We start from the raw sequence: 25,560 nt of genomic DNA, 5'->3' as shown, positions 1-25,560 counted from the left end.
CAGCCGCTGATTACTCCGCGACGCGTCGCCCGCCGTCATCGTCGAATTGGAGATTATCGAAGTTGACCGCACGGGAAGCATTTGCCAGCGACGTGATCATCGCTGTGCCCAAGGGACCGGCGCGGTCGAATACGTCAACGGTTCCGACGGCAATCCCGTCATGCTCGACTCGGGTGCTTGTCGACAGGCCGATCTCGCGTCCGACGGGCTGCCGCGCGAGGGTTAGGGTGATGTCCGCGTTGATGAATTGCACGCCCTGAGTGCCCCAGTTGACGAGCATGCTGGTCGAGTCGGCGATGCTCGCAACCGCTTGGAATGGTGTTGCCGCCTCGCCATCGACGATGGGAAGACCAGTTTGCCACGTCTGCTTGCGGCCGGCGTTCTGATGCTCCTGGAACGATTGAGACCAGGGCTCCGCACTGGTGAAGTAGGGGATTCCCGGCTCATCACTCGGCGGGGCCAGCTCAACCGGCGGTGGCTTGGGGCCGTCGGTCGGGGCCCAGACCACACCATTTGGTGATTCGGTCGGCAGGAGAAATGTGCAACCGGCGCGCGCGACGGGGATCCCGTCCTGCAGCAGGGTTGCGTCGATCAGGCAGATGCGCTTGCCCTCGCGCACCACCTCGGTGACGACGGTGCATGGAGACATTTTGGCGGGTCGGAAGAGGTCCACCGCATACCGCGTCGGTCGGAGCTCAGTCCGGCCGAGCGCAGCCAGTTGCTGTTCTAGAGCGCGTGCGAGTGCGCCACTCACCGCGATGCCGTGCATTTGGTCGTGGCTCCACATGCTGCGGGAGATCTCGGTGGGGACGAGTTGGTCACCCTCAAGGGTGAACATGGCAAGAGACATGTACGAAGCCTTTCAGGTGAACGTACGGGTCAGCCGCGCGGCTAGTCCTTGCGATCCCAAACCATCTCTTCGACGAGCTCCCTGCTGCGCCACCCATCTGGAGTTCGCACCAGTTGGTGCAGGTAATAGCCGCCCACCTCCATGCGCCAGGTGGTGCCATCTGGTTGGGCTATCGTCATGGGGTTCATCAGATACACCCGCGCCGTTGCGTTGTCGCCGTCAAGCACGACCTCTTTCTGGCATATGTAGTGCTGCATGGCCGAAAACATCGGCAGTGTCTCGGCCAGCCAGTCTCGTACCTCGTCGCGCGTGCCCTTGATGCCACCGCTTGCGGTGTAATCGATGGTCGCGTCCGGGGTGAATACAGCGCTGTAGCGCGGCCAGTCGAGGGTGTCGACCGCCCGCGTGTAAGACGTGATCAGATCATCGATTTCGATACGGTCGGAGACTGTTTGCAGGTCAACCATGCTGGTAAGACTAGAACGTGTTTCAGTTTTGCGCTACTGTCCCGTCATGGTGCTTGAGAAGTTTCGCTTGGATGGTCGGGTCGCCGTGGTCACGGGAGCAGGCCGTGGGATCGGAGCCGCCAGCGCCCTCGCGCTTGCCGAGGCAGGCGCCGATGTTGTCCTAGCCGCTCGCACCGAGGACGAGTTGCGAGTGGTCGCTTCGCAGGTTGAAGCGCTGGGTCGTAAGGCCGTCGTTGTTGTCGCTGACCTGTCGGATCTTGACCAGGTGGCGGCGCTCGCGAAGACCGCCGTTGACTCGCTCGGCCGCCTCGATGTGGTGGTGAATAACGTCGGGGGTGCCATGCCACGAGAATTCGCGAAGACCAACGTGGCTGCTCTTGAGAGCGCATTCCACTTCAATGTGTCGACTGCGCACGCGCTGACCAGGGCCGCCCTGCCGCACCTGTTGGTGAGCGACGCTGCAGCCGTCGTCAACATCTCCTCGGTCATGGGCAGGGTCAGCGGGCGTGGCTATTTGGCGTACGGCACGGCCAAGGCAGCACTTGCCCATTGGACGCGTCTCGCCGCCCGGGACCTGGCGCCCAAAGTCCGAGTGAACGCCATCGCTGTTGGATCGGTTGCAACGTCGGCACTCGAGATCGTCACCGGCGATGAGGGCCTCACAGCACAGATGGAAGCCGCCACGCCACTGCGCCGCATCGGCGACCCCGAAGAAATCGCCGCGACTGTTCTATTTCTTGCCAGCCCGGCTGGCGCCTACCTCACCGGCAAAGTGCTGGAGGTAGACGGCGGTATCGACCAGCCCAACCTCGACATGGGGTTGCCTGACCTAGGAGACAAATTATGAGTATCCGCGTAGTTGCATGGGGCACTGGCAACGTTGGGAAGCAGGCCCTCGCTGGCATTGCCGCCCGGCCTGATCTCGAGCTCGTCGGGCTTTGGGTATCTAGCCTTGACAAAGTGGGTAAGGACGCGGGCCGACTCGCCAACCTTGATCGCGATCTCGGCATCCTTGCCACGAATGACGTCGACGCGATCATCGCGCTCAAGCCCGACTGCGTCGTTCACGCCTCGATGTCCGACGACCGGCTCTTCGAAGCCATGGCCGATCTAGAGCGACTGCTGCGAGCTGGCATCAACGTCGTCTCGGCAGGCCCGGTCTTCCTTCAGTTCCCCTCCGGACCCGCGCTCGGCTTGGCCGATGGAGTGAAACAGGCGGCACTCGACGGTGGAGTTTCGCTCCACATCAATGGCATCGATCCTGGTTTCGCCAACGACTGGCTTCCCCTGTCGCTGACCAGCATCAGCGAACGCATCGATCAGGTGCGTTGCACCGAGTTGCTCAACTACAACACCTACAACCAACGGATGATCGTGTTCGACGTGCTGGGATTCGGCGGACCGATGGATCACATCCCGATGATTCTGCAACCGGGCGTACTCACGATGGCATGGGGCAGCGTCGTGCACCAGATCGCCGCCGGGCTTGGGGTTGAGCTTGATGAGATCGAAGAATTCCACGAACGGCTGCCGGCGACCGAAACGTTCGATATCGACTCTGGAACGATCGAAAAGGGCACGGTTGCGGGCCTTCACTTCGAGGTGCGCGGGAAGATCAGCGGTAAGACTGTCGTCGTACTTGAACATGTCACCCGTGTCCATGACGACATCGGTCCGGACTGGCCGCAACCGGCTGGGCTGGGTTGTTATCGCGTTGAGGTCAAGGGCGAACCGAACTACACCCTCGATCTGCAGCTGCTGGGCACCGATGGCGACCACAACACGGCAGGCCTCAAAGCCACGGCCATGCGGATCGTCAACTCGATCCCAGCGGTAGTGGCGGCAAAACCAGGCCTGATCTCGGCACTCGACATGCCGTTGGTCACCGGCCGCGGTCTACTTGCCGACGGCTGAGTGGTTAGCGCAGCAGCAAACGGACAGCGACATCGATCGACGTGTTGACGTCTTCGGCCGATGCCCGGCCGGTGACCCAGCCCATGAGCGCCGACAGCCACACATCGCCGATGACCCGCACAATGGCGGTGTCTTCCTCGGTCGGCTCGCGATTTTGTTCGGTGCCGTCGATGGCATGCGTGATCATCGCCGTGAGCTTCATTCCGACGTCGTGAATCTCTTCCGCGACCGATGCATCGGCGAACATGAACGCGCGCGTGAGCGCCTCGGTCAGTTGCGGCTGCTTCTGCAGGGCCTCTGTAGTCACGCCGAGCACGTGCATGACACGTTCGGGTGCCGTATCGCCAGGCACCGACCGGCCGAGCGATTGGGCCTGTGCCCGTTCGAACTGGCGCCCGAGGGCAGTGACCAGGAGATGGATCTTTGAGGGGAAGTAGCGATAGAGCGTTCCGAGAGCAACGTCGGCACGATCGGCGACTTCACGCATCTGCACCGCATCGAAGCCGCCTTCGTCGGCGAGTTCGATGGTGGCATCGAGGATGCGGCTGCGTCGTTCCCGCTGCGCGCTGGAACTCGGTGTGACAGTCGTACTGGTCATCGGCACAGTTTCCTTCCCCGTTTGCTGCTGACCTAACTCGGTCAGCCGACGCTACTATTGAAACACGTTCTAGAATTGAAGGCGGTACTGATGCCGGTCGGCGTGACTCGTGATCATCTTGAACTGAGCTCCACTTTACGTGCCTGGGCGGTTGATCTCGATGGTCCCACGGTGATTCGCGCGGCCGAGACCGATCCCGATGCATCGTTCGCGAAGACTTGGCAGTCCATCGCTGCGACTGGTTTGACCAGCATCGGTATCGACGAGCCACACGGTGGTGGCGGCGATCTGCTTGATCAGTTGATTGCGCTGGAAGCCGCGGCATACGCACTAGTCCCCGGCCCGCTGCTCGGGTCAACTCTGGTCGGTCTGTTGATCAACGGGACGGCGGTCGGTCTGGCGGGGGTGAACCGGGACGAGTTGCTCGCCGGGCTTGCTGGTGGCGACCGTGCCGCAGTCGCTCTGTCGGGAACGGTCACGGTCGATGCCGCCGGGGCAACCGGGCCACTCGCTGTCGTAATAGACGCCGTCGACGCGCGCTGGCTGCTGGCGCGAACCGCTGATGATTCATGGGTACTGATCAGCGCAGATGGCTGGAGCGCGGAGCGCGCCGTAGGCCTCGATCTTTCCCGCCGCGGAGGGCGCGTCCAGGTAACGGCAACGAGTGACCAGATATTGCTGTTGCCGGAGCTCGATCGGGCGACGGTGCGTCGTCTACTCGTCGCCGTGGCAGCCGCAGAAGCTGCTGGTGTCGCCCAATGGTGTCTCGACACCGCCGTCGCTTACGCCAAGGTGCGTGAGCAGTTCGGGGCGCCGATCGGCTCATTTCAAGCAATCAAGCAGCTATGTGCAGGGATGCTTGAAGTAACTGAGTCGGTGGCAGCGGTTGCTTGGGACGTCGGCGCTGCCGCGTCGACAGGTGCGCCGACCGAACAGGTCGATTATGCCGCCGAAGTTGCTGCCGTTGTTGCTTTCGACGGCGCAGTTTCCGTTGCTCAGGACTGCATCCAGGTCCTCGGTGGCATCGGCTTCACCTTTGAGCACGACGCGCACCTCTACCTCCGGCGCGCGGTTTCGCTGCGCGCCGCGGTGATCGCGTTGACCGGCGGTGCCGAGCCGTCCGCGGTTCGGCTGGCCCGCCGCGCCGCGAATGGCCAGCGCCGAGTATCCGAGATCGACTTCAGCGGCGCCGACGCAGCGTTTCGTCAGACGGTTCGACAAGTCTTGGCCAGCATCGTCGAACTCCCTGCCGATCAGCGTCGCGCCGCGCTCGCACGGGCTGGCTACCTGACGCCGCATTGGTCGCAGCCATTCGGTCTCGATGCCGGTCCGGTCGAGCAGTTGGTGGTTGACCAAGAACTGACTCGAGCTGGGCTTGAGCGGCCTAACTTGGCCATCGGCGCTTGGGCAGCGCCGACGGTCATTGAGCACGGCACGGACCAGCAACGTGAGCGGTTCATCCTGCCGACGCTGCTCGGCGAAATCGCCTGGTGCCAGCTGTTCAGCGAGCCAGAAGCAGGGTCCGATCTAGCGTCGCTCCGAACACGTGCGGTCCGAACCGATGGCGGTTGGTCGTTGACCGGTCAGAAAGTATGGACGTCCTTGGCCCATGAGGCGGATTGGGCGATCTGTTTGGCGCGCACTGATCCGGACGCCGCACGCCACCGCGGGATTACCTATTTCTTGGTCGATATGAAGACGAAGGGCATCGACATACGGCCGCTGCGGGAGATGACCGGCGATGCGATGTTCAACGAAGTGTTCCTTGACGATGTCGTCGTTCCCGATGAGTGTGTGATCGGAACGGTCAATGAAGGATGGAAACTCGCCCGCACCACATTGGCGAATGAGCGGGTGGCGATGGCCGGAACCAAGCTGGGGCTGAGCACGGAGCGTGCGGTTGAGTTGTTGGCTGCGGGGGAGTCGCAGACCGATGCTGCGCGGGTCGGCCATCAGGTGGCCCTGGCAACAATCTGTCAGTTGCTTGGGGCACGGTCGGTCCTCCGGTCGATCGCCGCGCGTGGGCCGGGGCCGGAATCGAGCGTCGCAAAATTATTGGGGGTGCGCAATCGGCAGGAGGCATCCGAGCTCGTCATCGATCTGCGCGGTCCGGCAGCGCTCTTCCCGCAAGATGATTCGGCGCTTACGGCCGATGTGCACGAGATGCTCCTGACCCGCTGTCTTTCGATCGCCGGTGGAACCACTCAGATTCTGCGCAATGTCGTCGCCGAACGGGTGCTTGGACTACCGCGCAGCTGAGCTCAGACTGGCCGCGCGATGCCATTGCAGCCAACGTTGCACGGCCGCAATCGTATGTTGGCTGCGAATCGAGGAGAACACATCGAAGGCATGTTGGGCTCCGGGCAACTCCGCGTAGGTCACTGTCGCAGTCGACTGCTCGCGTAGCGCGGCGACGAAGGCACGCGCTTGGCGCACTGAAACTAACGTGTCGTTCCGTCCGTGGAGCACGAAGAAATCGGGCGCGTTCGGATTTATATGGGCGAGCGGAGATGCGCGCACGAAGTCATCGAGGTCGGCCACTGGATCTTTCTGAAAGACCCGTGAGGCGAGGAAGCGGTCGCGCATGGCAATGGCTGAGGGCTCCTCGGTCAGGCCGGCCATGTCGTAGACGCCATAGAATGGGACACACGCGGAGACCGATGTGTCGGCGTCCTCGAAGCCGGGCTGATACTCCCGCAGCCCCGGGGTGAGCGCGGCTAGAGCGGCCAGATGACCACCGGCAGACCCACCGGTGACGACGACATACGACGGATCGCCGCCGTATTGCTCGATATTTTCTCGGACCCATGCGATCGCCCGTTTCACATCGACAATCTGGGTCGGGAACGGATGTTTAGGAGCGAGTCGATAATTGGCGGCAACGCAAATCCAACCCTGCTGTGCCATCCGGTTCATCAGGATCAGGCCCTGTTGTTCCTTGGTGCCGATCGTCCAGCCGCCGCCATGGATCTGGATCAGCACCGGCGCGTTACTCAGGTCGACGCCATGGGGTCGGTAGATATCCAGCTTTGCGCGACGTCCGCCTTCGGTGTAGGGCACATCGCGGAGCACCTCGACGTCGTGCTGCCGCAGATGGAACGGTCGAACGACAGCTCCGCGAGGAAGCCGCAGGTTGGCGGGTTCGGCACGGTCAAACCGCGTTAGGTAATCCTCGCCGAGGCTCTCGCGAAGCGCTTCTTCGAGCTCAGCGCCGGTGCGTCGTGCCTCAACAATGCTCCAGCCCAGCAGCCCGGCGGCCACCCCGGCTGCAATCAATCCGGTAGCGGCCGGAGCGGAATTGCGTCGCCGCACCGTGAGCTCGGCTGCGGTATCCAGGAGGTTCAGTCCCAACAATTGAGGAGCCAATTCGCTGACCGGCCAACCAAGCGCGAACGCCGGAATCCCAGCCCAATTGCCAGGTATCGGGCGCGCCGCGTTCATTGCCAGCGCGGCGAGAACGAGCTGGCGACGAGTGAAACTCGGCATGTGCACTCCTCCCAAAGGTAGAACATGTTCTAGATTACGGTCTAGAATACGGCCATGGATCGTCTTAGTGGACTCGACGCCAGTTTTCTCTATTTGGAGACTAGCGCGCAGTTGATGCACGTTTGTGGGTTGATTCTTGTCGACCCCGAGACAATTCCCGGGGGGTATGACTTCGATTCGTTCAAACGCGAGCTGTCCCGGCGAGTTTCGGATGTTCCGATGTTCAACCGAAAACTCAAGTTTGTCCCCGGCAGGATCGATTTCCCAGTGTGGGTGCTGGATGAAGAGTTCGACATCGATCGGCACGTTCATCGCCTTGCTGCGCCGGCACCAGGAACCGACCAGCAGTTGTCAGAGCTCGGCGGTCACCTTGCGGGCATTCCGCTCGATCGCACGCGCCCGCTCTGGGAAATGTTCGTGATCGAGGGGCTGGCCAACGGCCAGATCGCCATCTTCTCGAAGATGCATCACTCCTCCGTTGACGGCGTTTCGGGGTCGAACATGATCTCGTACCTGTGCAGCCTGGCGCCCGACTCGCCACCCCTCGACAGTGTGAGTGCTCCGGGCGCACATGACTATCAACGCAACCCGTCCGATCTCGAACTGGTCAGCCGGGGCGTGCTGGCGACTGCAGCTAAACCTTGGCACTTGGCCAAGCTCGTCGGGCCTACGGCACGCACGCTCGTCGAGAGTGCCAAGCGAGCGCGAAAGGGCACCGCAATGGCTGCGCCATTGACCGCTCCGCGTACGTCGTTCAATGGGACGATCACCGGCCACCGATCGATCGCGTTCATTGATGTTTCGTTGGATGAAATCAAGGAGATCAAAAACGCGATCCCCGGCTCAACGGTCAATGACGTCGTGCTCGCACTCAGCGGCGGTGCGCTCCGTCGCTACCTTGACGGTCGGGGCGAGCTGCCAGCGACGTCGCTGCTGGCGAGTGTCCCGGTCTCGGTGCACCAAGAGTCGAAGAAAGCCAGTGGACGGAACAAGATTTCGTCGATTTTTTGCCGACTCGGGACAGATGTCGAGGATCCGCGCGAACGGATCGTAGCGATGTCTGTTGCGAACACCAACGCCAAGGAACATCACAAGGCTGTCTCCGCCGACACACTGCAGGAGTGGGCAGAATTTGCTGCTCCGCGGACCTTTGGTCTGGCGGTCCGGACCGTGTCTAGTTTGCGGCTCGCCGAACGTGGCCCGGTTATTCACAACCTGGTTATTTCGAACGTTCCTGGGCCACCAGTCCCGTTGTTCTTCGTCGGGGCTCGGATCGTTGCGCTCTATCCGCTAGGCCCGGTATTCCACGGTGCGGGGCTGAACATCACGGTGATGAGCAATAACGGGCAGATGCACATCGGGATCATCGCATGCACCGAGCTGATGCCCCGGGTGTGGGATCTGGTCGAGCAGTTCCCGGTCGAACTTGCCGCGATGCATTCGGCGGTGCGCGACGGCAACTGAGGCGCTGTCCTAGGCGGTGGCCCGCAGCCAGTCGTACCGTCGGGCCGCCGTGACATTGACCGCTTCGAGCAAGGCTGGGACAAAGGTCTTGTATTCCAAGACGCACCCGGCATGTCCGCACGCGGCCTCGTGCACGGTGGCGCCAGGAATCAGCGCGGCCAAGTCGAGCTGGCGAGATGGCGGAATCACATGATCGTTGGTGGTGACAACTATTGCGGTTGGTACATCAACATGTGACAGCCAAGGGGTGGAATGGTGACGACCGAGCGACGCGACAGCCTGGCCGATCGTCCAAGGGCTGGTTGCACGCCACTGGCGCATCGCCCAGCGCGCGGAGTCGGACAGATCGTCATCGAGTGCATCGATGGCCGCCGAGCCGGCACGATTGACCATCCGGGATCGCGATAGTGCCGCGCTGACGCCCATTCCCAGTTCCAGTCCGGCGTGGAAGATCCGCTCGCGACCATTGGTGCGAAGGTGAGCAGCGCTGGCAGCGAGGATGAGGCCGCCAACCGTGTCGGGGTGCTGGCGCCACACGCGCTGCGCGATCATTGAGCCCATTGAGTAACCGGCTATGAGTGGACGATCGAGGCCGAGTTCGTCGATCACGGCAGCCACATCGTCGGCACAGTCTGAGATCAGGAAACGCTCAGAGGCGATGCCACGTCCGTGCCAGCGTTGGTCAAAAGTGATCACCCGATAGCGCTCGGCAAGTCGCGGGATGCTGGGAAACCACGTCAGCTGACCGGTGCAGCCGACGGCGTGCAGAAGCACGATCGTGGGTGCGTCCGGGGTCGGTCCGGGTACGTCGGTGAGCCACGTGCGACCGCGCCGGGGAAGTTCCAACCAGCGTCCTGCCGGCAGATCGACGGCGGGCAGATCGGGCAGTCGCTGGCGAAGGGCGTCGATCGAGCACTGAACCGGATCCATGGTGATGTTCTCCTCTGGGTTGGTGTCCACGAGATTAGAACACGTTATAGTTTTAAATGTACGCCCGCCACCCCCGGAAGAGGAACTTGTATGGACTCGGTTTTGGACGACGTGCACTCTGTCATCGCCGATGTGCTTGATCGCGATGATGGGTCTTGGCGGGCACTGCAGCAAGCTGGGTTGCTGTCCTTGGCCGTTCCAGAACAATACGGAGGCGAAGGCCTCGGTTTGACTGAAGTAGCGGCCCTGTTGCACGAGCTAGGCCGTCGCGCAGTTGAACTTCCGGTATGGGAGACGTTGGCGTGCGGCCTGTTGCCGCTGGTCGGATCGGGTTCGGAGGCGCTGCGGGCTGAGTTGATCCCGAAGCTGGCGGACGGCCAATTGCTGTTTGCGCCAGCGCTGGCAGAGCGCGGCGCGGCGATGCCACGCAAGCCAGCGACGACATACGACGGCGAGCACGTCAATGGGACCAAAGTTGGTGTGCCGGTCCTTGACGGGACCGCCGCTGGCGGCAAAACACTTTTGCTCGTTTCGGCCACGACGACCGATGGCAACGCGACGGTCGTCATCGTCGACCCTGCCAGCTCAGGGGTGAGCCGGGTTGACACACAAACCTCACGAGGGGCGACTCAAGCGACCTACACGCTCACCGCAGCATCGGTGCTCGGAACGCTTGACGCCGAAATGGTGCGTGGGAACGCAATTGCCGGCCTGGCCGCCCTCGGGGCGGGCCTCGTCGAGGGCGCTCGCGACCTTACGGCTGCATATATCCGGGACCGACGTCAGTTCGGGCGGATGCTGGCGGAGTTCCAGGCAGTCGCCCAGCAGATCGCGGACGTCTACATCGCATCGCGGACATTCACACTTACCGCCGGCGAGGCCACGCGTCGCCGCGATGCAGGTGATCCGGCCGATGAAGATTTGGCGATTGCGGCGTACTGGTTCGCCGCTCGAGCACCGGCTGTGATGCAGACCTGCCAACATCTGCACGGCGGCGTCGGCGTTGATATCACCTATCCGATGAATCGGTATTTTTCCTACGTACGAGACATCGTCCGTCAGCTCGGCGGCCCAGCCACGTTGATCGATGTTCCGGTATTGGAAACGGCCGGCAAGAATGCCGAGCTGAGCCCACAAGAGCGAGCGTTCAAAGACGAGGCGCGTACCTACCTCACCGGACTTGTGAACGATGCCGATCGTGACGAGATGCGCAACGACAGGCACGGGCCGGCCTACCACCGGATCATTAAGCAGATGGGTGCAGACGGCTGGATGGGCGTCGGTTGGCCCACGGAATATGGCGGCCAGGGCCGCGGCGTCATCGAGCAGCAGGTATTCGTCAACGAGGCATCCCGGGCTGATGTTCACCTGCCATCAGTGACCCTGCAGACCGTTGGTCCGACTCTCCAGACATACGGAACTGAGAAGCAAAAGAAGATGTTTCTTGCTGACATCGTGAGCGGCGATGTGCACTTCGCAATCGGCTACAGCGAGCCCGACGCGGGCACCGATTTGGCCTCGATGCGGACCTCCGCCCGTCGCGACGGTGATCACTACGTCGTGAACGGCCAGAAAATGTGGACCACCGGCGGCCACGCGGCTGACTATGTGTGGTTGGCGGTACGCACGGATCCCGATGCGTCGCCGCACCGCGGCATCTCGGTGCTGATCGTTGACACCCGCGACCCCGGCTACTCATGGACTCCGATCGTGACTAGCGACGGATCCCATCACACGAATGCGACGTATTACAACGACGTACGTGTGCCGGTCGACATGCTGGTCGGCGAGGAGAACCGCGGTTGGCAGCTGATCACGACCCAGCTCAACCATGAGCGCATCATGCTTGGACCTGCGGGCCGGATCGAGGGGCTTCGAGATCTAGTGGTTGATTGGGCCCAAGGTCAGATCGCTCCGGATGGCACGGCGCTGCTGGAGGTGCCGTGGGTGCGCGACACGTTGGCGCGCGCTACCGCGTCATTCCGGGTCAATGAATTGCTTAACTGGGCGGTTGCGAATGCCGCGTCTGGGGAGCGGTCCGCGGTGGCTGACGCCTCAACGTCCAAAGTGTTTGCCAGCGACGAAGTGCAACGGCTGGGGTTGGCGGTGGCGGACATCGTTGATGCTTACGGCGACCGATCTGATCCTGAGACCGATCGGCTGGCCGAATATCTCGATGCGACCGCCAAACGCAATCTGGTGCTGAGTTTCGGTGGTGGGGTCAACGAGGTGCAGCGCGAACTGATCGCCATGTTCGGGCTCGATCTCCCGCGGGTGCCGCGATGAGCCCGGGTATGAACGAGCGCCAGCGAGTCGCGCACGACGAAATCCTCGCGCAGATGGAGCAGATCAAGGCGCGCGGCAACAGCCCCGCCAGGGAAGCGCTGGACCCGGTGAACGTACCGATGATTCGGCATTGGGCAGAAGCGATCGGTGATACCAATCCGCGCTGGGCGGCAGGCTCTGACACCGAGGCGCCGCCGGCGATGGCGCAGGTGTGGACGATGTACGGGCTCGACCCCAACCGAATGCCCGGCGACCCGCTCCCCGAAGCGATGGCGGTGCTCGACGCTGCCGGCTTCACCGCTGTCCTCGGCACCAACTGCGACCAGACCTACGCTCGGACGTTGCGGCCCGGTGAGCGCGTCCAGATCAGCACCCGGTTGGAGGGCGTCGTCGGTCCGAAGTTGACCGGTGTGGGCGAGGGCTATTTCGTCACCACACACAGCACGTGGTCGGTTGGCACCGAAGTGGTTGCCGCGATGCTGTTCCGCGTTCTCAAGTTCAAGTCTGGCACTGGTCGTCCCACCGTTGACCGAGACAAAACGGTCCGACCCATGATCAACCGCGACACGTCCTATTTTTGGGACGGCACTGCCGCCGGTGAGCTTCGGATCCAACGGTGCAACGTATGTGGATTGCTCCGGCATCCGCCCGGCCCGGTATGCCCGTCCTGTCATGCGATGGACCGTGGCTATGTCGTGGCGTCTGGCCGGGGATTCGTGCATTCATTTTTGGTCCACCACGCGCCCGCCGTCCCGGGCAAGAAGTTGCCGCTCACATTGGCGCTGATCGAACTCGATGAGGGCGTCCGGATGGTGGGCGAGGTCAGCGGCCGGCCAGGAGGGGACAGCGTTGCGATCGGTGACCCGGTGGAAGTGTGGTTCGACCGGCTCGATGACGACATCACCTTGGCACAGTGGCGGACCCTCGACGCTCCGGTCACGACGCCAGAGCCGGAGCCTGCGTCGGATCTGCCGGTCTGGGACCTGCCAATCACCCCCACCCTGGTGGTTTCGACGGCGCTCGCTACCCGCGACTTCCAAGACGTCCACCACGACCGTGATCGCTCGATCGGGCATGGCAGTAAGGACATTTTTGTGAATATCCTGACCACCACCGGCCTCGTGCAGCGCTACGTCACCGACTGGGGCGGACCGCAAACCCGGGTGTTGTCATGTTCGCTTCGGCTCGGCGCGCCGGCATATCCGTACGACACCCTGCGTTTCACCGGGAACATTGTGTCCGAGTCCGACGGGATCACGACAATTGACGTCACCGGAACCGCCGCAACCGGCAGCCACGTCAACGCGCGACTTGAGGTAGTGAAATGACCAACTTCAGGGGCGCGGCCGCGATCGCTGGCATTGGGGCCACTGAGTTCTCCAAGGCATCGGGACGGTCAGAACTTCAACTGTCGGCAGAGGCGACGCTTTCGGCCCTCGCCGACGCCGGGCTCGCTGCCGCCGATGTCGATGGTCTGGTGACCTTCACAATGGACACCACCTCGGAGATTGCGCTGGCACGCGAGCTCGGAATGGGTGACCTGCGCTTCTTCAGTCGCATCAATTATGGCGGAGGAGCGGCCTGCGCGACGGTGCAGCAGGCCGCGATGGCCGTGGCAACCGGGATCGCCGATGTTGTTGTGGTCTATCGCGGCTTCAACGAACGCTCGGGTCAACGCTTCGGTCAGGTGCAGAATGCGGTCGCCGGACAGGCGAACACCAACGGGCTGGACAACGCCTGGACCTATCCGTATGGGCTGTCCACACCGGCGGCAACGGTGGCCATGCAGGCTCGTCGTTATATGCACGAGTACGGCGCCACCTCGGCGGACTTCGGCCGTGTCGCGGTGACTGATCGTAAGCATGCTGCCACCAACCCGGCGGCTTTCTTTTATCAGCGTCCGATCACACTCGAAGACCACCAAAACTCCAGAATGATTGCCGACCCGCTGCGGCTTCTCGATTGTTGTCAGGAAAGCGATGGGGCAGTGGCCATTGTCGTCACCTCCACCGAACGGGCACAGGACCTCAAGGCTGGCGCAGTCCCGATCCTGGCCGCGGCTCAGGGCAGTGCCCCTGACCAGTTCGTGATGACGTCCTATTACCGTGCCGATATCGGGGTCCCCGAGATGGGCGTCGTTGCGCGTGATCTGTGGCGGCAATCGGGGCTGCTTCCTGCCGACATTGACACCGCGGTGCTCTATGACCATTTCACGCCTTACGTCCTCATGCAGTTGGAGGAGCTCGGCTTTTGCGGCCGCGGTGAAGCAAAGGATTTCATTGCCGATGGGGCGATTGAGCTTGGCGGTCGACTTCCGCTCAACACCCACGGCGGACAGCTCGGTGAGGCCTACATCCATGGTATGAACGGGATCGCGGAGGGCGTACGCCAGATGCGCGGGAGCTCGGTGAACCAGGTGGACAACGCTCAACACGTCCTGGTCACGGCAGGCACAGGCGTGCCGACCTCCGGGCTGATCTTGGCGGCTAGCTGAGCCGAGCCAGTACGGTGAGCCAGTCGCTGGCCGCTAGGTTCGGGTCTTCGTCGTTGACCGTCTGGCCGGTCCATTCCGGCGTGAGCCCAACTCTCGCCAACGCGGCGATGAACTCGTCCGCAGACCGGCGGGCCAAGTAGTAGCGATTGCCGGACGCGCCGATCTCCCAACCAACGCCGTCGCCCAGGCGTACTGCGACGAGGAAACGACCGCCCGGTCGTAAGGCGGCGACAACCTTGCCCAGCACCTTCCGCAAGTCGCCGGGGGACACATGCTGAAGCACGGCTAGCGCAACGACGGCATCATAGGTACCACCGAAACCGTCGTTGATCGCGTCGAGCCGGTCGATAGCCTTGCCACGGTCGTGCTGCAGGTCGATGAATGCCTGCGTGATGTCGGTGCGTCGGACAGTGAGGCCAGCCGCCTCGAGGACATCGGCATCCCAACCTGGGCCGGACCCGATCTCGAGCACGTGCCCGGACGGGATCGTCTCCGCCAGCTGCGTTAATGCGCCGGACATGGCCCTGCTGCCAGCGGTCTCACGGGCATAGTCGACTGCGATTTTTTCGTATGACTCGACCGTGCGGATATTTGGATCGCTCTCCATACAACTGAGCCTAGGCCTGGATCAAGCCCTCGTCACGAAGCAGTCAGCGAGCGCGGGACGTGCGTTGTCGGCGACCGTCGCGGTCACCACGATGCCGGCCGGTTCATCCCAGGCGTTGATAGCGAGGGTCTCGCCGGGGAATACGACCCCCGCGAATCGGGCACTGAAGCCACTGACCGCGCTGGCATCGCCGTCAAGCAGGAGGTCGATGACTTCGCGCAGCACGATGCCGTAGGTGCACAGACCGTGCAGAATCGGCACCTCGAAGCCCGCTGCCTTGGCGAATGCCGGATCGGCGTGCAGCGGATTGCGGTCGCCACACAGTCGGTAAAGCAGCGCCTGCTGTGGGGTCACGACATAGGTCGTGGTGGCGTCCGGAGCTCGATCTGGGATGGCGACCTTAGTGCTCTCACCGCGGTTGCCGCCCCACCCGCCCTCGCCCTTGACGAAGATCGACGAGCGTACGCGCCAGAGTTCATTGTCGTCGGCATCAGTGGCCACGCCCTCTTGCCAGATGACAGCGGCTTTGCCTTTGTCCCAGATATCGGTGATTCGGGTGGTCAGCCGAGCCGAGCCGGCCGCTGGCACCGGCCCGCTGATCTCGACTTCTTGCGCACCATGGACGACCTGGGCCAGGTTGATGTCGCAGCCGGGCAGATCAAGCCGCGGCGCTTCGGTCGCGTGGAAGGATGGCGCCACCACGGCAAAACTCGGCAGCACTTGCAAGGCGTCATTGTCGAGCGTCCACCGCAGCGCAGCGGACGAGACGTTATCGCCAGGGCGCGATCCGGCGCCCACAGCAAGTTGGTAGAGCAAGACATCGCTGCGGGTCCAGGAAAACTCTTGGCTGCCGACCTCGGCACCAATGGCCACTTGGGGATCGATTGGCATCAGTGGCGACCGTTCTGCTGGGCGATGTCCTTGGCGGCCAGATAGCCGAAGGTGAGTGCAGGTCCGATAGTTGCGCCGGGGCCAGCGTAGGTATGTCCCATGACCGCGGCTGAACAGTTTCCGGCCGCGTACAGACCCTCGATCACCGAGCCATCTGGGCGCAACGCCCGGGCGTGCACATCGGTGACGATTCCGCCCTTGGTGCCAAGGTCGCCGGGGACGATCTTGACCGCATAGAACGGGCCCTTGTCGATGCGATGCAGCGATGGGTTCGGTTTGACCTTCGGGTCTGCGTAGTAGCGGTCGTAGGCGCTCTCGCCGCGATGAAAATCTTCGTCGACGCCGGCTTCAGCGAAGCCATTGAACCGTTGGACGGTCTGGGCTAGCGCCTCCACGGGCACAGCAATTTCAGCCGCGAGATCGGCGAGGGTGTCGGCCCGATGCACGGCGCCGTTCTTGTACCAGCGGCCAGGGATCGGCTGTCGTGGTGGCAACCCGGCAAACAGATACCGGTTGCGATAACGCTGATCAAACACCATCCAAGCCGGTACGTGTGAGACTCCGGTGGCTTCGCCCGCGTAGATCTCATGGGTCGCCTCCACATACGGGAGCGCCTCGTTCATGAAGCGTTGACCGACTGAGTTCACGATCATTGAGCCAGGCAGATTTCGCTCCGAGAGGCAAAACCACGGTCCGGACGGAAGCGGGATCGTTGGTCCCCACCAGGCGTCGTCCATCAGGTCAACGTCAGCCCCAACGGCAATACCGGCCTCGATACCGGCCCCGGTGTTGCTGGGGGCTGCGGTGCTCCAGTCGACATGTGTGGGAGCAGGAAGATGTTTCTCGCGCAGAACGGCGTTTTTCTCAAAGCCGCCGGAGCCGAGAATTACGCCCAAGCGCGCACGCATGACCAATTCGGTGCCGTCATGCTCAGCGCGAATTCCCACCACCCGGCCATCCTCGATGATGAGCTCGGTCAGGGGGGTGTCGTAGTGGACCGGAACCTTGGCATCGAGCAGGCCCTTGCGCAGGCTTATGGCCAGCGCGCTTCCCATGGCGTACATCTTGCGGCCGCGGAACGTGCTCAACATTTTGTTGACGATGATCCGCAGCATGGTTGTTGTGCCGCGCAGCGTACGCAGCGGGCCGAGACTGATCTTGCGGAAGTCGGCCTGCGTGACGATCATATTTGCCGGCGCCTTGGTGTATGCCGGATGCAACCGAGTGAGCTCTTCGCCGAGAATCCGGCCGTCCATTGGTACTGGCTCGACGCTACGTCCGCGCGGCCGGCCGCCGGGCTGTTCAGGAAGATAATCGGAGTATTCGGGAACCCAGCGGAAACGTACGGGAGTCTTGTCCAGCAGGAAGTCCACAACGTCGGGGCCGCGCTGAAGGAAGGTGTCGCGCCGCTCCTTGGGGACGACATCGCCGACTATGGCGTCGAGATAGCGTCGGGCGTTGTCTGCGTCGTCTGCGTCGACTTGACCGGCGTCACGGAGCGCCCGGTTTCCCGGGATCCATACGCCGCCGCCTGAACGTGCGGTCGAACCGCCGAAATAGGCACTTTTCTCGATCAGGACGGTGTCCAGGCCGAGCTGCGCGGAGGCGAGTGCGGCGGTCATTCCGGCGCCGCCGGCACCCACGACGATGACGTCGTATGTCTTTTCCATCGGTCCTCCAGTCGGGGCTGACTTCCGCAAAACTGTAACAGGTTCTACTATGCTGACATGCTCTCAAATGAGGATCGACGACGCGTCGCCCAGACGCTGGCGATCGCTGAACGTGACCGGATCGCGATTTCACCCCTGCGTGAGACGTGGCCCGAGCTTGACGTTGTCGACGCCTACACCATCCAGTTGCTGAATATCGCCGACCGGCGGCAGCGTGGCGCCACCGTCCGTGGTCACAAGGTCGGGCTCTCCTCCAAGGCCATGCAGGACATGATGGGCGTCGACGAGCCGGACTATGGACATCTGCTCTCCGACATGGAAGTCAGTTCTGCCGCGCCGATCAGCGTGAGCCGCTACTGCATGCCACGGGTCGAGGTTGAAGTCGGTTTTGTCCTCGGTCGGACATTGCCCGGTGAGAACTGCACCGAGGCCGATGTCCTCGCCTGCACCGATCACGTCACTGCGGCCATCGAACTGATCGATTCGCGGATTACCGACTGGAACATCACGATCGCCGACACGATCGCCGATAACGCGTCCAGCGCGGGTTTCGTACTCGGCGAGACAAAAGTCGATCCCCATGATGTTGACCTCACCGCGATTGAAGCTCGCCTGCTCTGCGGCGGCGTCGAGGTGGCAGCCGGGCGATCGGACGCCGTGCTCGGCAACCCGGTGACCGCAGTCGCTTGGCTTGCGCGGAAGGTCGCGTCCTTCGGCGTGACCCTTGAGGCCGGCCACGTAATTCTTCCCGGCAGCGTCCACCGAGCGATTGACGCTCACGCGGGCGACGACTTCGAAGCAATCTTCACCAATCTGGGCAGCGTGCGGCTGTCCTTCATCGAATAGGGGTGATGTGATGACTCGAAAAGTCACCGCAGCCATTGTTGGACCCGGCAATATCGGAACCGATCTGCTCTACAAGTTGCTACGCAGTGATGTGATCGAGCCACGTTGGATGATTGGTGTCGATCCGACCTCCGCAGGCCTCGAACTGGCCCGCCAGCGTGGTGTCGAAGCGTCGCACGAGGGGGTCGACTGGTTGCTCAAGCAGGATGAGTTGCCCGACTTGATCTTCGAGGCGACCTCGGCTTACGTCCACCGTGAATACGCACCCAGATATGCCGAGGCGGGCATCCGGGCCATCGACCTCACCCCCGCGGCGGTTGGGCCGGCAGTTATCCCGCCGGTCAACGGCGAGGAGCACCTGGCTGCAGTCAACGTCAACATGATTACCTGTGGCGGGCAGGCCACCATCCCCATGGTCTACGCGGTTTCGCGAGTCACCCCGGTGTCGTATGCGGAGATCGTTGCATCGGTATCCAGCGCATCCGCTGGACCCGGCACCCGTGCCAACATCGATGAGTTCACGCGCACGACCAGCGCCGGCGTTTCCGAGATTGGCGGGGCGGAACGCGGCAAAGCAATCATCATCCTCAATCCGGCCGAACCACCGATGATCATGCGCGACACGATCTTCTGTGCAGTCGATCCGGACGCAGACCGCGACGCCATTTCTGAGTCCGTGGTCCAGATGGTGCAGTCGATTCAGGAATATGTGCCGGGCTATCGCTTGCTCCAAGATCCACAGTTCGACGATGCGACGGCGGCCACCCAAGGCCGGACCAAGGTGAGCATCTTCGTCGAGGTCGAGGGCGCCGGCGACTTCCTGCCGCCATACGCCGGCAATTTGGACATCATGACCGCCGCCGCCACCCGGGTCGGCGAATCAATTGCGAAGGAACTGCTCTGATGACTGCCTTGGTGACCGGCCTAGTGCCGGCGGATCTGAACACACTTGCTCGTACGTGGTCGCAGACCGATCCGGCGAGTGGTCTCGACCTACGGCTGACCGACACGTGCTTACGCGACGGATCGCACCACAAGCGGCATCAGTTCGTGCCGCAAGAAGTACGCGACATCGTGGCCGCGCTCGACGACGCCGGCATGCCGGTGATCGAGGTGACCCACGGCGACGGCCTGGGCGGATCGTCGTTCAACTATGGCTTCTCCAAGACACCCGAACAAGACCTGATCAAGATCGCCGCCGAAACGGCAAAGCGTGCCCGCATCGCCTTCCTCATGCTCCCCGGCGTTGGCACCAAAGATGACATCCGGGCTGCGCAAGACAATGGCGGGCAGATTTGCCGCATCGCCACGCACTGCACCGAAGCTGATACCTCGGGACAACACTTCGGGCTGGCGCGTGAACTGGGACTCGAAACCGTCGGCTTCCTGATGATGAGCCACACCCAGGCACCGGAGGCATTGGCCAAGCAGGCGCGAATCATGGTCGACGCCGGTTGCCAATGTGTGTACGTCGTCGATTCCGCCGGTGCGCTGATCATGGAGGGCGTTGCCGATCGGGTGTCCGCGCTTGTCGCGGAGATCGGTAACGACGCGACCGTCGGCTTTCACGGCCACGAAAATCTCGGGCTCGGCGTTGCGAATACGGTGATCGCTGCACGGGCCGGAGCCACGCAGATCGACGGCTCGGTGCGTAGATTCGGCGCTGGCGCTGGCAACACCCCACTTGAAGCGTTCATCGGCGTAGCCGACAAACTCGGCTGGAACACCGGGGTCGACTTCCTGCAGATCGTCGATGCTGCTGAGGATGTCGTACGCCCGGCCATGCCCGAAGAATGCACGCTCGGTCGTAACGCCCTAATGATTGGCTACGCAGGTGTGTACTCATCGTTCCTGCGGCATGCTGACAACGCGGCGGAGCGCTATGGCGTCTCGGCCGCAAAGATCCTGCTTGAAGCCGGACAGCGCAAGCTAATCGGCGGCCAGGAGGACCAGCTGATCGACATCGCGCTGCAGCTCAAAGCGCAGAAGGTCTAGCCAGATCACGTCTTGCTTGGCCGTGGTACAAAGCGCGGCACTCGGTCGATGGTGTCCTGATAGGACGGTCGTCGTTCGAGGCTTCGTTGTTCCATCATCGGGATACTGACAACCTGAAACATTGCGTACATGGCGGCCACGCCGACGAAGATCCACCACCATGTCGTCGGTGCGGCAGCCAGGCCGAAGATTGCCAAAGACAGCCAGAAACCTACTTCTCCGAAGTAGTTGGGGTGCCGCGACCAAGCCCAAAGTCCACGGTCCATCACCTGGCCCGGCTGCCGTTCACGGAGAAACCGGATCATTTGTGCATCCGCGGAGTACTCGATGGCGGTCGCTCCGGCGCCAACGAGGATCGCAATGATGTCCAGCCAGCCGACGTGGCGTCCGGTACGGGTGATGACGATGTAGACCGGCAACGTGCCGAGAAAAACCTGGAGAGTTGGAAAGACATGGATGCCCATGAGGTCTGCGGCGGCTTCGGCCCGTCCAGCTCGACCGCGCACAATTGGGTAGCGCCAGTCCTCATGGTGCAGGCCTGGATACCCGCGAGCCCAGTGCACCGTAAGGCGAATTGCCCACAACGCGATGACTATCATCACGAGCCAAGACCGTAGATCGTCCGATGGCGTGTCGGACTTGATCCACCAGCCGAGCATCAGCAACGGCGGGAGAACGCTCCAGTAGGCGTCGTAGACACTTGAATTGCGCAGTGCCCGGCTACCGGCGAAAATCACCACGGTCGCGATGAGGTCGGCGATCAGGCCGTCGAGCCACAGCCATGCGGTCTCGGGGCCCCAAGCGAACCATGCAGCGCCGCCAGTGATTGAGAAAACGTACACAACCCCAATTCGAAGGTAGGACTCCGCGCGACTGATCGAATCGTGATTCATAAGCGAACCGTATCGAGAACGTGTTCTACTCGGCGAGCACTTGGGCGACTTTTGCTTCGAATGTGGGCACGATGGACTTCTTACTAGAACGTGTTCTAGTATTGAGCTTACGAACTCTAGGAGCTGTAATGACCCAGACTGTGTTGGACGGAATACGAGACCTTCTCCCGACCTTCCGCGAGCGCGCGGACGAGACGGAGCGGTTGCGTCAGGTCCCCGAAGCATCGGTCAAGGAGTTGGAGGAGACCGGCTTCTTCCGCATGCTCCAGCCCCGTCGCTTCGATGGGCTCGAGTCCGACCCGATTGACTTCTACACCGCGGTCAGCATGATCGCCTCCGCGTGTGGCGCGACCGGTTGGATCTCGTCGGTGCTCGGTGTCCACCCTTGGCAGGTGGCGATATTCCATGACACCGCGCAGCAGGCCGTATGGGGTGAAGACACCTCCACCAGACTGAGTTCGTCGTATGCACCCACGGGCAAGGCAGCCGTTGTCGACGGCGGCTACATGTTGCAGGGGCGTTGGAGTTTCTCCTCTGGGTCAGCGCATGCCACCTGGGTTTTGCTCGGTGGGTTGGTGTTCAACGAAGAGGGCCAGGTCGTCGACTTCAAGACCTTCCTAGTGCCGCGGGACAAGTACGAGATCGTCGATGTATGGAATGTGGTTGGCCTTTCGGGCACCGGGTCAAATGACATCGTGGTCGAAGAGACGTTTATCTCCGAGGAGTTCACGCTCTCGATGAGCGACACCGGCCGGTGCAAAGGCCCCGGCCAGGAACAGAACCCCAGCGAGCTCTACCGGCTGCCGTTCCATTCGTTGTTCACCACCACCATCACCGCTCCGATCGTCGGCATGGCGCGCGGGGCTTACACCGAACACGTCGAGATGCAGCAGGCGCGCGTACGTGCGGCGTATGCCGGCGAGAAAGCCTCGTCCGACCCCTTCGCAGCGGTACGTATCGCACGGGCGTCGAGCGCGATCGATGGAGCTTGGGCGCTGTGCATGGCCAATATCCGCGAGGAGCAGGCGCTGGTGGCCAAGGGAGAACGGATTCCGATCTCCTTGCGGTTGCGGGTGCGCCGTGACCAAGTGCTCGGCACCCAGCGTGCAATCGATGCCATCGATGAGCTTTTTGAGGCCTCCGGTGGTCGCGCGTTGGCCAACGGGACATACCTGCAGCGGGCATGGCGAGATGCTCACGCTGGCCGCGTGCACGCCGCCAATGACCCGGAACGTGCGCTGCTGATGTACGGCATGTCCGAGTTTGGGCACAAGGTCGACCCGGGAATGTACTGATGGCCGACCTCGATCGAGAGTCCGTGCGACGCTCGGGCAAGGCTGGCGACCTGACGTTGAACTACTACGAAGCCGGCGCGCCAACCCCCGTTGGTGGCGGGCTGCCGCTGGTGATGCTGCACGGCGGCGGGCCAGGTGCCTCCGCGTGGTCGAACTTCGGGCAGGCACTGCCGGGGTTCGCGCAAGACTTCCGGACAATTCTGGTGGACCAGCCTGGGTTTGGACAAAGCGACAAGCCCGCAATTGTCGGGAACTACTTTCGCTTCTCCGCAGAGGTGCTCAAGGACTTCCTCGACGAAATGGGAATTGAACGCATCCATCTGCTCGGCAATAGCCTTGGCGGCGGCACCGCGATGCGCTTTGCGCTGCTCTATCCCGAACGAGTCGGTCGGTTGGTGTTGATGGGCCCTGGCGGATTGTCCCTCAACCTCTTTCACGCCGATCCAACCGAGGGCGTCAAGCGGCTCATGGACTTCTCCGGCGCGCCCTCAAAAGAGGCCTTGAAGGCGTTCATCTCCACCATGGTGGTCAATCAGAAACTCGTCACTGACGAGTTGGTGGCAGAGCGGTTCGCTGACGCGACAGCACCGGGTTCGATGGCGGCGATGCGCTCAATGGGCATGTCTTTTTGGAATCCCGACAGCTATGAGGACGGCCTGATCTGGCGCGATGCGCACCGGATGAAGCGTCCGACTTTGCTCACGTGGGGGCGCGAAGACCGCGTGAATCCGTTCGACGGCGCCTTGGTGGCGCTGAAGATGATCCCCAAGGCGTCACTCCATGTCTTTCCCAATTGCGGGCACTGGGCCCAGATCGAGGCGGCAGATGAGTTCCGCCAGGTCTGCACTGCATACCTAGCGCGTCACATTGAGCGCCCGAAGGAGACGTCATGACCGGCCGAGATGCGATCGATATCCGATCGATGGGCTATGCCCGGGTCGCTTCGACCGATCTGGACAAGTGGCGACATTTTGGCAGCAAAGTACTCGGTCTGGCGGAGGGGCGCGGGCCGAATGCGGACAATCTGTACTTCCGGATCGACGAGGTCTCAAGCCGGCTTGTGGTCTTCCCATCAGACGTTGATCGGTTGGAATGTGTCGGCTGGGAACTCGCCGATCATGCGGCGTTGCAGGTGGCGCGTGAGCATCTGTCGAAGGCAGGTGTCGGCTTCGTCGAGGGAACGGCCGATGAGCTCGCCGACCGTCGGGTCCAAGAGCTGATCCGATTCACCGACCCGTTCGACAATGTCTTTGAACTCTTTCACGGCATCACCTACGAATCGCGACCGGTTGTGACGCCGTACGCCGCCACCTTTGTTACCGGAGAACAGGGAATGGGGCACGTCGTCATACCTGTTGACGACGATGTCGAGGCGCTGCGTTTCTATCGTGACGTGTTGGGCTTTAGGCTCCGAGACTCGATGTCGATGCCCGGGGAGTTCGTCGGTAAAGAACCCGGTAGCAAAGTCTGGCTCCGCTTCCTCGGCGTCAATCAGCGACACCATTCGCTGGCATTTCTGCCGATGCCCAATCCCAGCCGTTGCGTGCACATCATGCTTGAGGTCGAGAAACTTGATGACGTTGGTCGGGCGCTCGAACGGGTCCGTAAGCACAAGGCGCCGCTCTCAGCGACCCTTGGCCGGCACATGAATGACGAGATGGTTTCCTTTTATGTGCGGTCCCCAGCTGGCTTCGATATTGAGTTCGGTTGCGAGGGTTTGACCGTCGACGACCACCGGTGGGTGGCCCGGGAGTCCACTGCGGTGTCCTATTGGGGACACGCTTTCGGCCAGTCGGGCTGAGGGGGATGCGACAGTGGTTTCCATGACCGACCCAGATCTTCCCGATGGCATGAGTGCGGACGCGGCTACGTCCTGGCCGTCCCGTGAGCTGATTGATTCGTTCTTGGGCGGCAGCCGTGAGGAGTTCGCCTGGCGGCCCGGCGAGGTTGTCCACATCGATGGCGAGGCCGCGCAGTCTGCGGCGCGCGAGTTCCGTGACGTCCTCGGCCGATACGCCAGCGGCGTCACGGTGGTCACAACCGTTCATGGCGGCAGTCCGATCGGTATGACCTGTCAGTCGTTCACCAGTGTGTCGTTGGCCCCGCCGCTCGTTGCCTTTCTACCGATGAAAACGTCCAGGGCGTTCGCGGCGATCCGTCAGTCGCGCCGTTTCTGCGTTAACTTCCTCGCCGCCGAACAAATCGAAGTGTCAAATCGGTTCGCGTCGCTGGCCGAGGACAAGTTCGATGGCATCGCGTGGCAGCTGACCGATGCGGGGATGCCCCGGCTTGACGGCACGGCCGGTTGGGTCGACTGCACAGTCCATGCGGTCCATGAGGCGGGTGACCATTACCTCGTGATCGGTCGGGTCGAGGCGCTCGGCGCGGGCAATAGTTCTGAACCGCTGCTATTTCACCGCGGGCAGTACCGCACGACGGACTAGGCGGGCCACGTCCGGCCGCTGGCAGGCTCACGAGCATGAACCGAACCTTCGGAGCTGAGCGGATCGCCATTGCGGATGCCTATCTGCAAGCATTGCTGAGCCACGATGGTGCCTCAGTGCGATTTCATCCCAAGGCGGTTCGCTTCGAGGCGGGTATCAAGACGGGCTTCTCGGGACGCCACCTGACCAGAAGCCTGACCCGGGCACCACAGTTCCGCCTAGTCTCCGCGATTCGGGATGAGAACTGGACCATCGATGGTGACCGGGTTGTCGTCAACTACGTACTCGATGCAAAGCTCTTCGGTCGAACGCTGCCGCCGGTTGCCATCAATGAGGTATTCCTGATCCCGCCTAGCGATTTGCGCATCCATCGTATCGACGTACGGTTCCGGTGGTCAGGTGGCGGTTAGGTCCAGCTCGTGGGACCCGA

At 62.4% G+C, this 25,560-nt stretch carries 24 protein-coding genes; 15 read left to right on the top strand and 9 right to left on the bottom strand.

The window, feature by feature from the left end:
• Positions 1–10: 10 nt before the first annotated feature.
• Positions 11–850 carry a thioesterase family protein gene (locus AC2YB9_RS15810; RefSeq protein WP_487266320.1) on the bottom strand — a complete coding sequence of 280 codons (840 nt, stop codon included), beginning with the start codon at positions 848–850 and terminating at the stop codon, positions 11–13.
• 41 nt (positions 851–891) lie between these two features.
• A complete protein-coding gene (locus AC2YB9_RS15805; protein WP_487266319.1) occupies positions 892–1,317 on the bottom strand; it encodes a nuclear transport factor 2 family protein in 426 nt (141 codons plus the stop codon).
• A gap of 46 nt (positions 1,318–1,363) precedes the next feature.
• Here AC2YB9_RS15805 and AC2YB9_RS15800 point away from each other — a divergent pair, with 46 nt between their 5' ends.
• Positions 1,364–2,164, top strand: a complete 801-nt coding sequence (locus AC2YB9_RS15800; RefSeq protein WP_487266318.1) for an SDR family oxidoreductase — start codon at positions 1,364–1,366, stop codon at positions 2,162–2,164.
• Positions 2,161–3,231, top strand: a complete 1,071-nt coding sequence (locus AC2YB9_RS15795) for an NAD(P)H-dependent amine dehydrogenase family protein (protein WP_487266317.1) — start codon at positions 2,161–2,163, stop codon at positions 3,229–3,231. Before AC2YB9_RS15800 ends, AC2YB9_RS15795 begins: the two co-directional genes overlap by 4 nt.
• 4 nt (positions 3,232–3,235) lie before the next feature.
• On the opposite strand, the gene AC2YB9_RS15790 is transcribed toward AC2YB9_RS15795, so the two are convergent.
• On the bottom strand, positions 3,236–3,829 hold the full coding sequence (locus AC2YB9_RS15790; protein WP_487266316.1) for a TetR family transcriptional regulator: 594 nt from the start codon (positions 3,827–3,829) through the stop codon (positions 3,236–3,238).
• A 90-nt stretch (positions 3,830–3,919) separates the two neighbouring features.
• Between AC2YB9_RS15790 and AC2YB9_RS15785 the strand changes: the two genes are divergently transcribed.
• Positions 3,920–6,088 carry an acyl-CoA dehydrogenase family protein gene (locus tag AC2YB9_RS15785; protein ID WP_487266315.1) on the top strand — a complete coding sequence of 723 codons (2,169 nt, stop codon included), beginning with the start codon at positions 3,920–3,922 and terminating at the stop codon, positions 6,086–6,088.
• On the opposite strand, the gene AC2YB9_RS15780 is transcribed toward AC2YB9_RS15785, so the two are convergent.
• Entirely contained in the window at positions 6,074–7,315 is a 1,242-nt protein-coding gene (locus AC2YB9_RS15780) for an alpha/beta hydrolase fold domain-containing protein (protein ID WP_487266314.1), read from the bottom strand. The genes AC2YB9_RS15785 and AC2YB9_RS15780 overlap by 15 nt on opposite strands.
• A 54-nt stretch (positions 7,316–7,369) precedes the next feature.
• Between AC2YB9_RS15780 and AC2YB9_RS15775 the strand changes: the two genes are divergently transcribed.
• Positions 7,370–8,779 carry a WS/DGAT/MGAT family O-acyltransferase gene (locus tag AC2YB9_RS15775; RefSeq protein WP_487266313.1) on the top strand — a complete coding sequence of 470 codons (1,410 nt, stop codon included), beginning with the start codon at positions 7,370–7,372 and terminating at the stop codon, positions 8,777–8,779.
• A 9-nt stretch (positions 8,780–8,788) separates the two neighbouring features.
• On the opposite strand, the gene AC2YB9_RS15770 is transcribed toward AC2YB9_RS15775, so the two are convergent.
• Entirely contained in the window at positions 8,789–9,739 is a 951-nt protein-coding gene (locus tag AC2YB9_RS15770; RefSeq protein WP_487266312.1) for an alpha/beta fold hydrolase, read from the bottom strand.
• Between the two features lie 60 nt (positions 9,740–9,799).
• Between AC2YB9_RS15770 and AC2YB9_RS15765 the strand changes: the two genes are divergently transcribed.
• From AC2YB9_RS15765 to AC2YB9_RS15755, 3 genes are read left to right on the top strand one after another with little or no spacing between them, the layout of a single operon-like run.
• A complete protein-coding gene (locus tag AC2YB9_RS15765; RefSeq protein ID WP_487266311.1) occupies positions 9,800–11,995 on the top strand; it encodes an acyl-CoA dehydrogenase family protein in 2,196 nt (731 codons plus the stop codon).
• A gap of 8 nt (positions 11,996–12,003) precedes the next feature.
• Positions 12,004–13,323: an OB-fold domain-containing protein gene (locus AC2YB9_RS15760; protein ID WP_487266310.1), complete on the top strand. Its 1,320-nt coding sequence runs from the start codon at positions 12,004–12,006 to the stop codon at positions 13,321–13,323.
• On the top strand, positions 13,320–14,489 hold the full coding sequence (locus AC2YB9_RS15755; RefSeq protein ID WP_487266309.1) for a lipid-transfer protein: 1,170 nt from the start codon (positions 13,320–13,322) through the stop codon (positions 14,487–14,489). Before AC2YB9_RS15760 ends, AC2YB9_RS15755 begins: the two co-directional genes overlap by 4 nt.
• Here the strand turns inward: AC2YB9_RS15755 and AC2YB9_RS15750 are convergent.
• Genes AC2YB9_RS15750 through kstD form a run of 3 tightly spaced genes read right to left on the bottom strand, consistent with a single transcriptional unit; the run spans position 14,482 to position 17,657 of the window.
• Positions 14,482–15,096, bottom strand: coding sequence for a class I SAM-dependent DNA methyltransferase (locus tag AC2YB9_RS15750; protein WP_487266308.1), 615 nt, complete (start codon positions 15,094–15,096; stop codon positions 14,482–14,484). The two genes, AC2YB9_RS15755 and AC2YB9_RS15750, sit on opposite strands and share 8 nt — an antisense overlap.
• A 21-nt stretch (positions 15,097–15,117) precedes the next feature.
• Positions 15,118–15,987: a MaoC/PaaZ C-terminal domain-containing protein gene (locus tag AC2YB9_RS15745; protein ID WP_487266307.1), complete on the bottom strand. Its 870-nt coding sequence runs from the start codon at positions 15,985–15,987 to the stop codon at positions 15,118–15,120.
• Positions 15,987–17,657, bottom strand: a complete 1,671-nt coding sequence (gene kstD / locus AC2YB9_RS15740) for a 3-oxosteroid 1-dehydrogenase (protein WP_487266306.1) — start codon at positions 17,655–17,657, stop codon at positions 15,987–15,989. Before kstD ends, AC2YB9_RS15745 begins: the two co-directional genes overlap by 1 nt.
• 57 nt (positions 17,658–17,714) lie before the next feature.
• Between kstD and AC2YB9_RS15735 the strand changes: the two genes are divergently transcribed.
• From AC2YB9_RS15735 to dmpG, 3 genes are read left to right on the top strand one after another with little or no spacing between them, the layout of a single operon-like run.
• Positions 17,715–18,503 (top strand): 2-keto-4-pentenoate hydratase, encoded by a 789-nt coding sequence (locus AC2YB9_RS15735; RefSeq protein ID WP_487266305.1) that lies wholly within the window; start codon positions 17,715–17,717, stop codon positions 18,501–18,503.
• A gap of 10 nt (positions 18,504–18,513) precedes the next feature.
• Positions 18,514–19,407, top strand: coding sequence for an acetaldehyde dehydrogenase (acetylating) (locus AC2YB9_RS15730; protein ID WP_487266304.1), 894 nt, complete (start codon positions 18,514–18,516; stop codon positions 19,405–19,407).
• Positions 19,407–20,498, top strand: coding sequence for a 4-hydroxy-2-oxovalerate aldolase (gene dmpG / locus AC2YB9_RS15725; protein WP_487266303.1), 1,092 nt, complete (start codon positions 19,407–19,409; stop codon positions 20,496–20,498). Before AC2YB9_RS15730 ends, dmpG begins: the two co-directional genes overlap by 1 nt.
• Before the next feature lie 5 nt (positions 20,499–20,503).
• On the opposite strand, the gene AC2YB9_RS15720 is transcribed toward dmpG, so the two are convergent.
• On the bottom strand, positions 20,504–21,391 hold the full coding sequence (locus AC2YB9_RS15720; protein WP_487266302.1) for a DUF1295 domain-containing protein: 888 nt from the start codon (positions 21,389–21,391) through the stop codon (positions 20,504–20,506).
• Positions 21,392–21,519: 128 nt separating this feature from the next.
• Here AC2YB9_RS15720 and hsaA point away from each other — a divergent pair, with 128 nt between their 5' ends.
• From hsaA to AC2YB9_RS15695, 5 genes are read left to right on the top strand one after another with little or no spacing between them, the layout of a single operon-like run.
• A complete protein-coding gene (gene hsaA, locus AC2YB9_RS15715) occupies positions 21,520–22,686 on the top strand; it encodes a 3-hydroxy-9,10-secoandrosta-1,3,5(10)-triene-9,17-dione monooxygenase oxygenase subunit (RefSeq protein WP_487266301.1) in 1,167 nt (388 codons plus the stop codon).
• Complete coding sequence (gene hsaD / locus AC2YB9_RS15710) at positions 22,686–23,579, top strand: 4,5:9,10-diseco-3-hydroxy-5,9,17-trioxoandrosta-1(10),2-diene-4-oate hydrolase (protein WP_487266300.1); 894 nt, start codon at positions 22,686–22,688, stop codon at positions 23,577–23,579. The genes hsaA and hsaD overlap by 1 nt, the downstream gene beginning before the upstream one ends.
• Entirely contained in the window at positions 23,576–24,487 is a 912-nt protein-coding gene (gene hsaC / locus AC2YB9_RS15705) for an iron-dependent extradiol dioxygenase HsaC (RefSeq protein WP_487266299.1), read from the top strand. Before hsaD ends, hsaC begins: the two co-directional genes overlap by 4 nt.
• A 22-nt stretch (positions 24,488–24,509) precedes the next feature.
• On the top strand, positions 24,510–25,130 hold the full coding sequence (locus AC2YB9_RS15700) for a flavin reductase family protein (protein WP_487266298.1): 621 nt from the start codon (positions 24,510–24,512) through the stop codon (positions 25,128–25,130).
• Positions 25,131–25,165: 35 nt separating this feature from the next.
• A complete protein-coding gene (locus AC2YB9_RS15695; protein WP_487266297.1) occupies positions 25,166–25,540 on the top strand; it encodes a DUF8021 domain-containing protein in 375 nt (124 codons plus the stop codon).
• The last annotated feature ends 20 nt before the right edge of the window (positions 25,541–25,560 follow it).

Source organism: Aeromicrobium changchenzhani (genome assembly GCF_057586615.1).
Note: the sequence above shows the minus strand (reverse complement) of the source record. Positions and strands in the feature narration are given on the sequence as shown.

What these genes read in the sequence shown, in the direction of transcription:
- AC2YB9_RS15695 (WP_487266297.1), top strand. Translation starts at nt 25,166, where the DNA reads ATGAACCGAACCTTCGGAGCTGAGCGGATCGCCATTGCGGATGCCTAT.
- AC2YB9_RS15805 (WP_487266319.1), bottom strand. Translation starts at nt 1,317, where the DNA reads ATGGTTGACCTGCAAACAGTCTCCGACCGTATCGAAATCGATGATCTG.
- AC2YB9_RS15745 (WP_487266307.1), bottom strand. Translation starts at nt 15,987, where the DNA reads ATGCCAATCGATCCCCAAGTGGCCATTGGTGCCGAGGTCGGCAGCCAA.
- AC2YB9_RS15810 (WP_487266320.1), bottom strand. Translation starts at nt 850, where the DNA reads ATGTCTCTTGCCATGTTCACCCTTGAGGGTGACCAACTCGTCCCCACC.
- AC2YB9_RS15800 (WP_487266318.1), top strand. Translation starts at nt 1,364, where the DNA reads ATGGTGCTTGAGAAGTTTCGCTTGGATGGTCGGGTCGCCGTGGTCACG.
- hsaD (WP_487266300.1), top strand. Translation starts at nt 22,686, where the DNA reads ATGGCCGACCTCGATCGAGAGTCCGTGCGACGCTCGGGCAAGGCTGGC.
- AC2YB9_RS15720 (WP_487266302.1), bottom strand. Translation starts at nt 21,391, where the DNA reads ATGAATCACGATTCGATCAGTCGCGCGGAGTCCTACCTTCGAATTGGG.
- AC2YB9_RS15795 (WP_487266317.1), top strand. Translation starts at nt 2,161, where the DNA reads ATGAGTATCCGCGTAGTTGCATGGGGCACTGGCAACGTTGGGAAGCAG.
- kstD (WP_487266306.1), bottom strand. Translation starts at nt 17,657, where the DNA reads ATGGAAAAGACATACGACGTCATCGTCGTGGGTGCCGGCGGCGCCGGA.
- AC2YB9_RS15785 (WP_487266315.1), top strand. Translation starts at nt 3,920, where the DNA reads ATGCCGGTCGGCGTGACTCGTGATCATCTTGAACTGAGCTCCACTTTA.
- AC2YB9_RS15790 (WP_487266316.1), bottom strand. Translation starts at nt 3,829, where the DNA reads ATGACCAGTACGACTGTCACACCGAGTTCCAGCGCGCAGCGGGAACGA.
- AC2YB9_RS15730 (WP_487266304.1), top strand. Translation starts at nt 18,514, where the DNA reads ATGACTCGAAAAGTCACCGCAGCCATTGTTGGACCCGGCAATATCGGA.
- AC2YB9_RS15755 (WP_487266309.1), top strand. Translation starts at nt 13,320, where the DNA reads ATGACCAACTTCAGGGGCGCGGCCGCGATCGCTGGCATTGGGGCCACT.
- AC2YB9_RS15735 (WP_487266305.1), top strand. Translation starts at nt 17,715, where the DNA reads ATGCTCTCAAATGAGGATCGACGACGCGTCGCCCAGACGCTGGCGATC.
- AC2YB9_RS15780 (WP_487266314.1), bottom strand. Translation starts at nt 7,315, where the DNA reads ATGCCGAGTTTCACTCGTCGCCAGCTCGTTCTCGCCGCGCTGGCAATG.
- AC2YB9_RS15775 (WP_487266313.1), top strand. Translation starts at nt 7,370, where the DNA reads ATGGATCGTCTTAGTGGACTCGACGCCAGTTTTCTCTATTTGGAGACT.
- AC2YB9_RS15750 (WP_487266308.1), bottom strand. Translation starts at nt 15,096, where the DNA reads ATGGAGAGCGATCCAAATATCCGCACGGTCGAGTCATACGAAAAAATC.
- AC2YB9_RS15760 (WP_487266310.1), top strand. Translation starts at nt 12,004, where the DNA reads ATGAACGAGCGCCAGCGAGTCGCGCACGACGAAATCCTCGCGCAGATG.
- dmpG (WP_487266303.1), top strand. Translation starts at nt 19,407, where the DNA reads ATGACTGCCTTGGTGACCGGCCTAGTGCCGGCGGATCTGAACACACTT.
- AC2YB9_RS15700 (WP_487266298.1), top strand. Translation starts at nt 24,510, where the DNA reads ATGACCGACCCAGATCTTCCCGATGGCATGAGTGCGGACGCGGCTACG.
- hsaC (WP_487266299.1), top strand. Translation starts at nt 23,576, where the DNA reads ATGACCGGCCGAGATGCGATCGATATCCGATCGATGGGCTATGCCCGG.
- hsaA (WP_487266301.1), top strand. Translation starts at nt 21,520, where the DNA reads ATGACCCAGACTGTGTTGGACGGAATACGAGACCTTCTCCCGACCTTC.
- AC2YB9_RS15765 (WP_487266311.1), top strand. Translation starts at nt 9,800, where the DNA reads ATGGACTCGGTTTTGGACGACGTGCACTCTGTCATCGCCGATGTGCTT.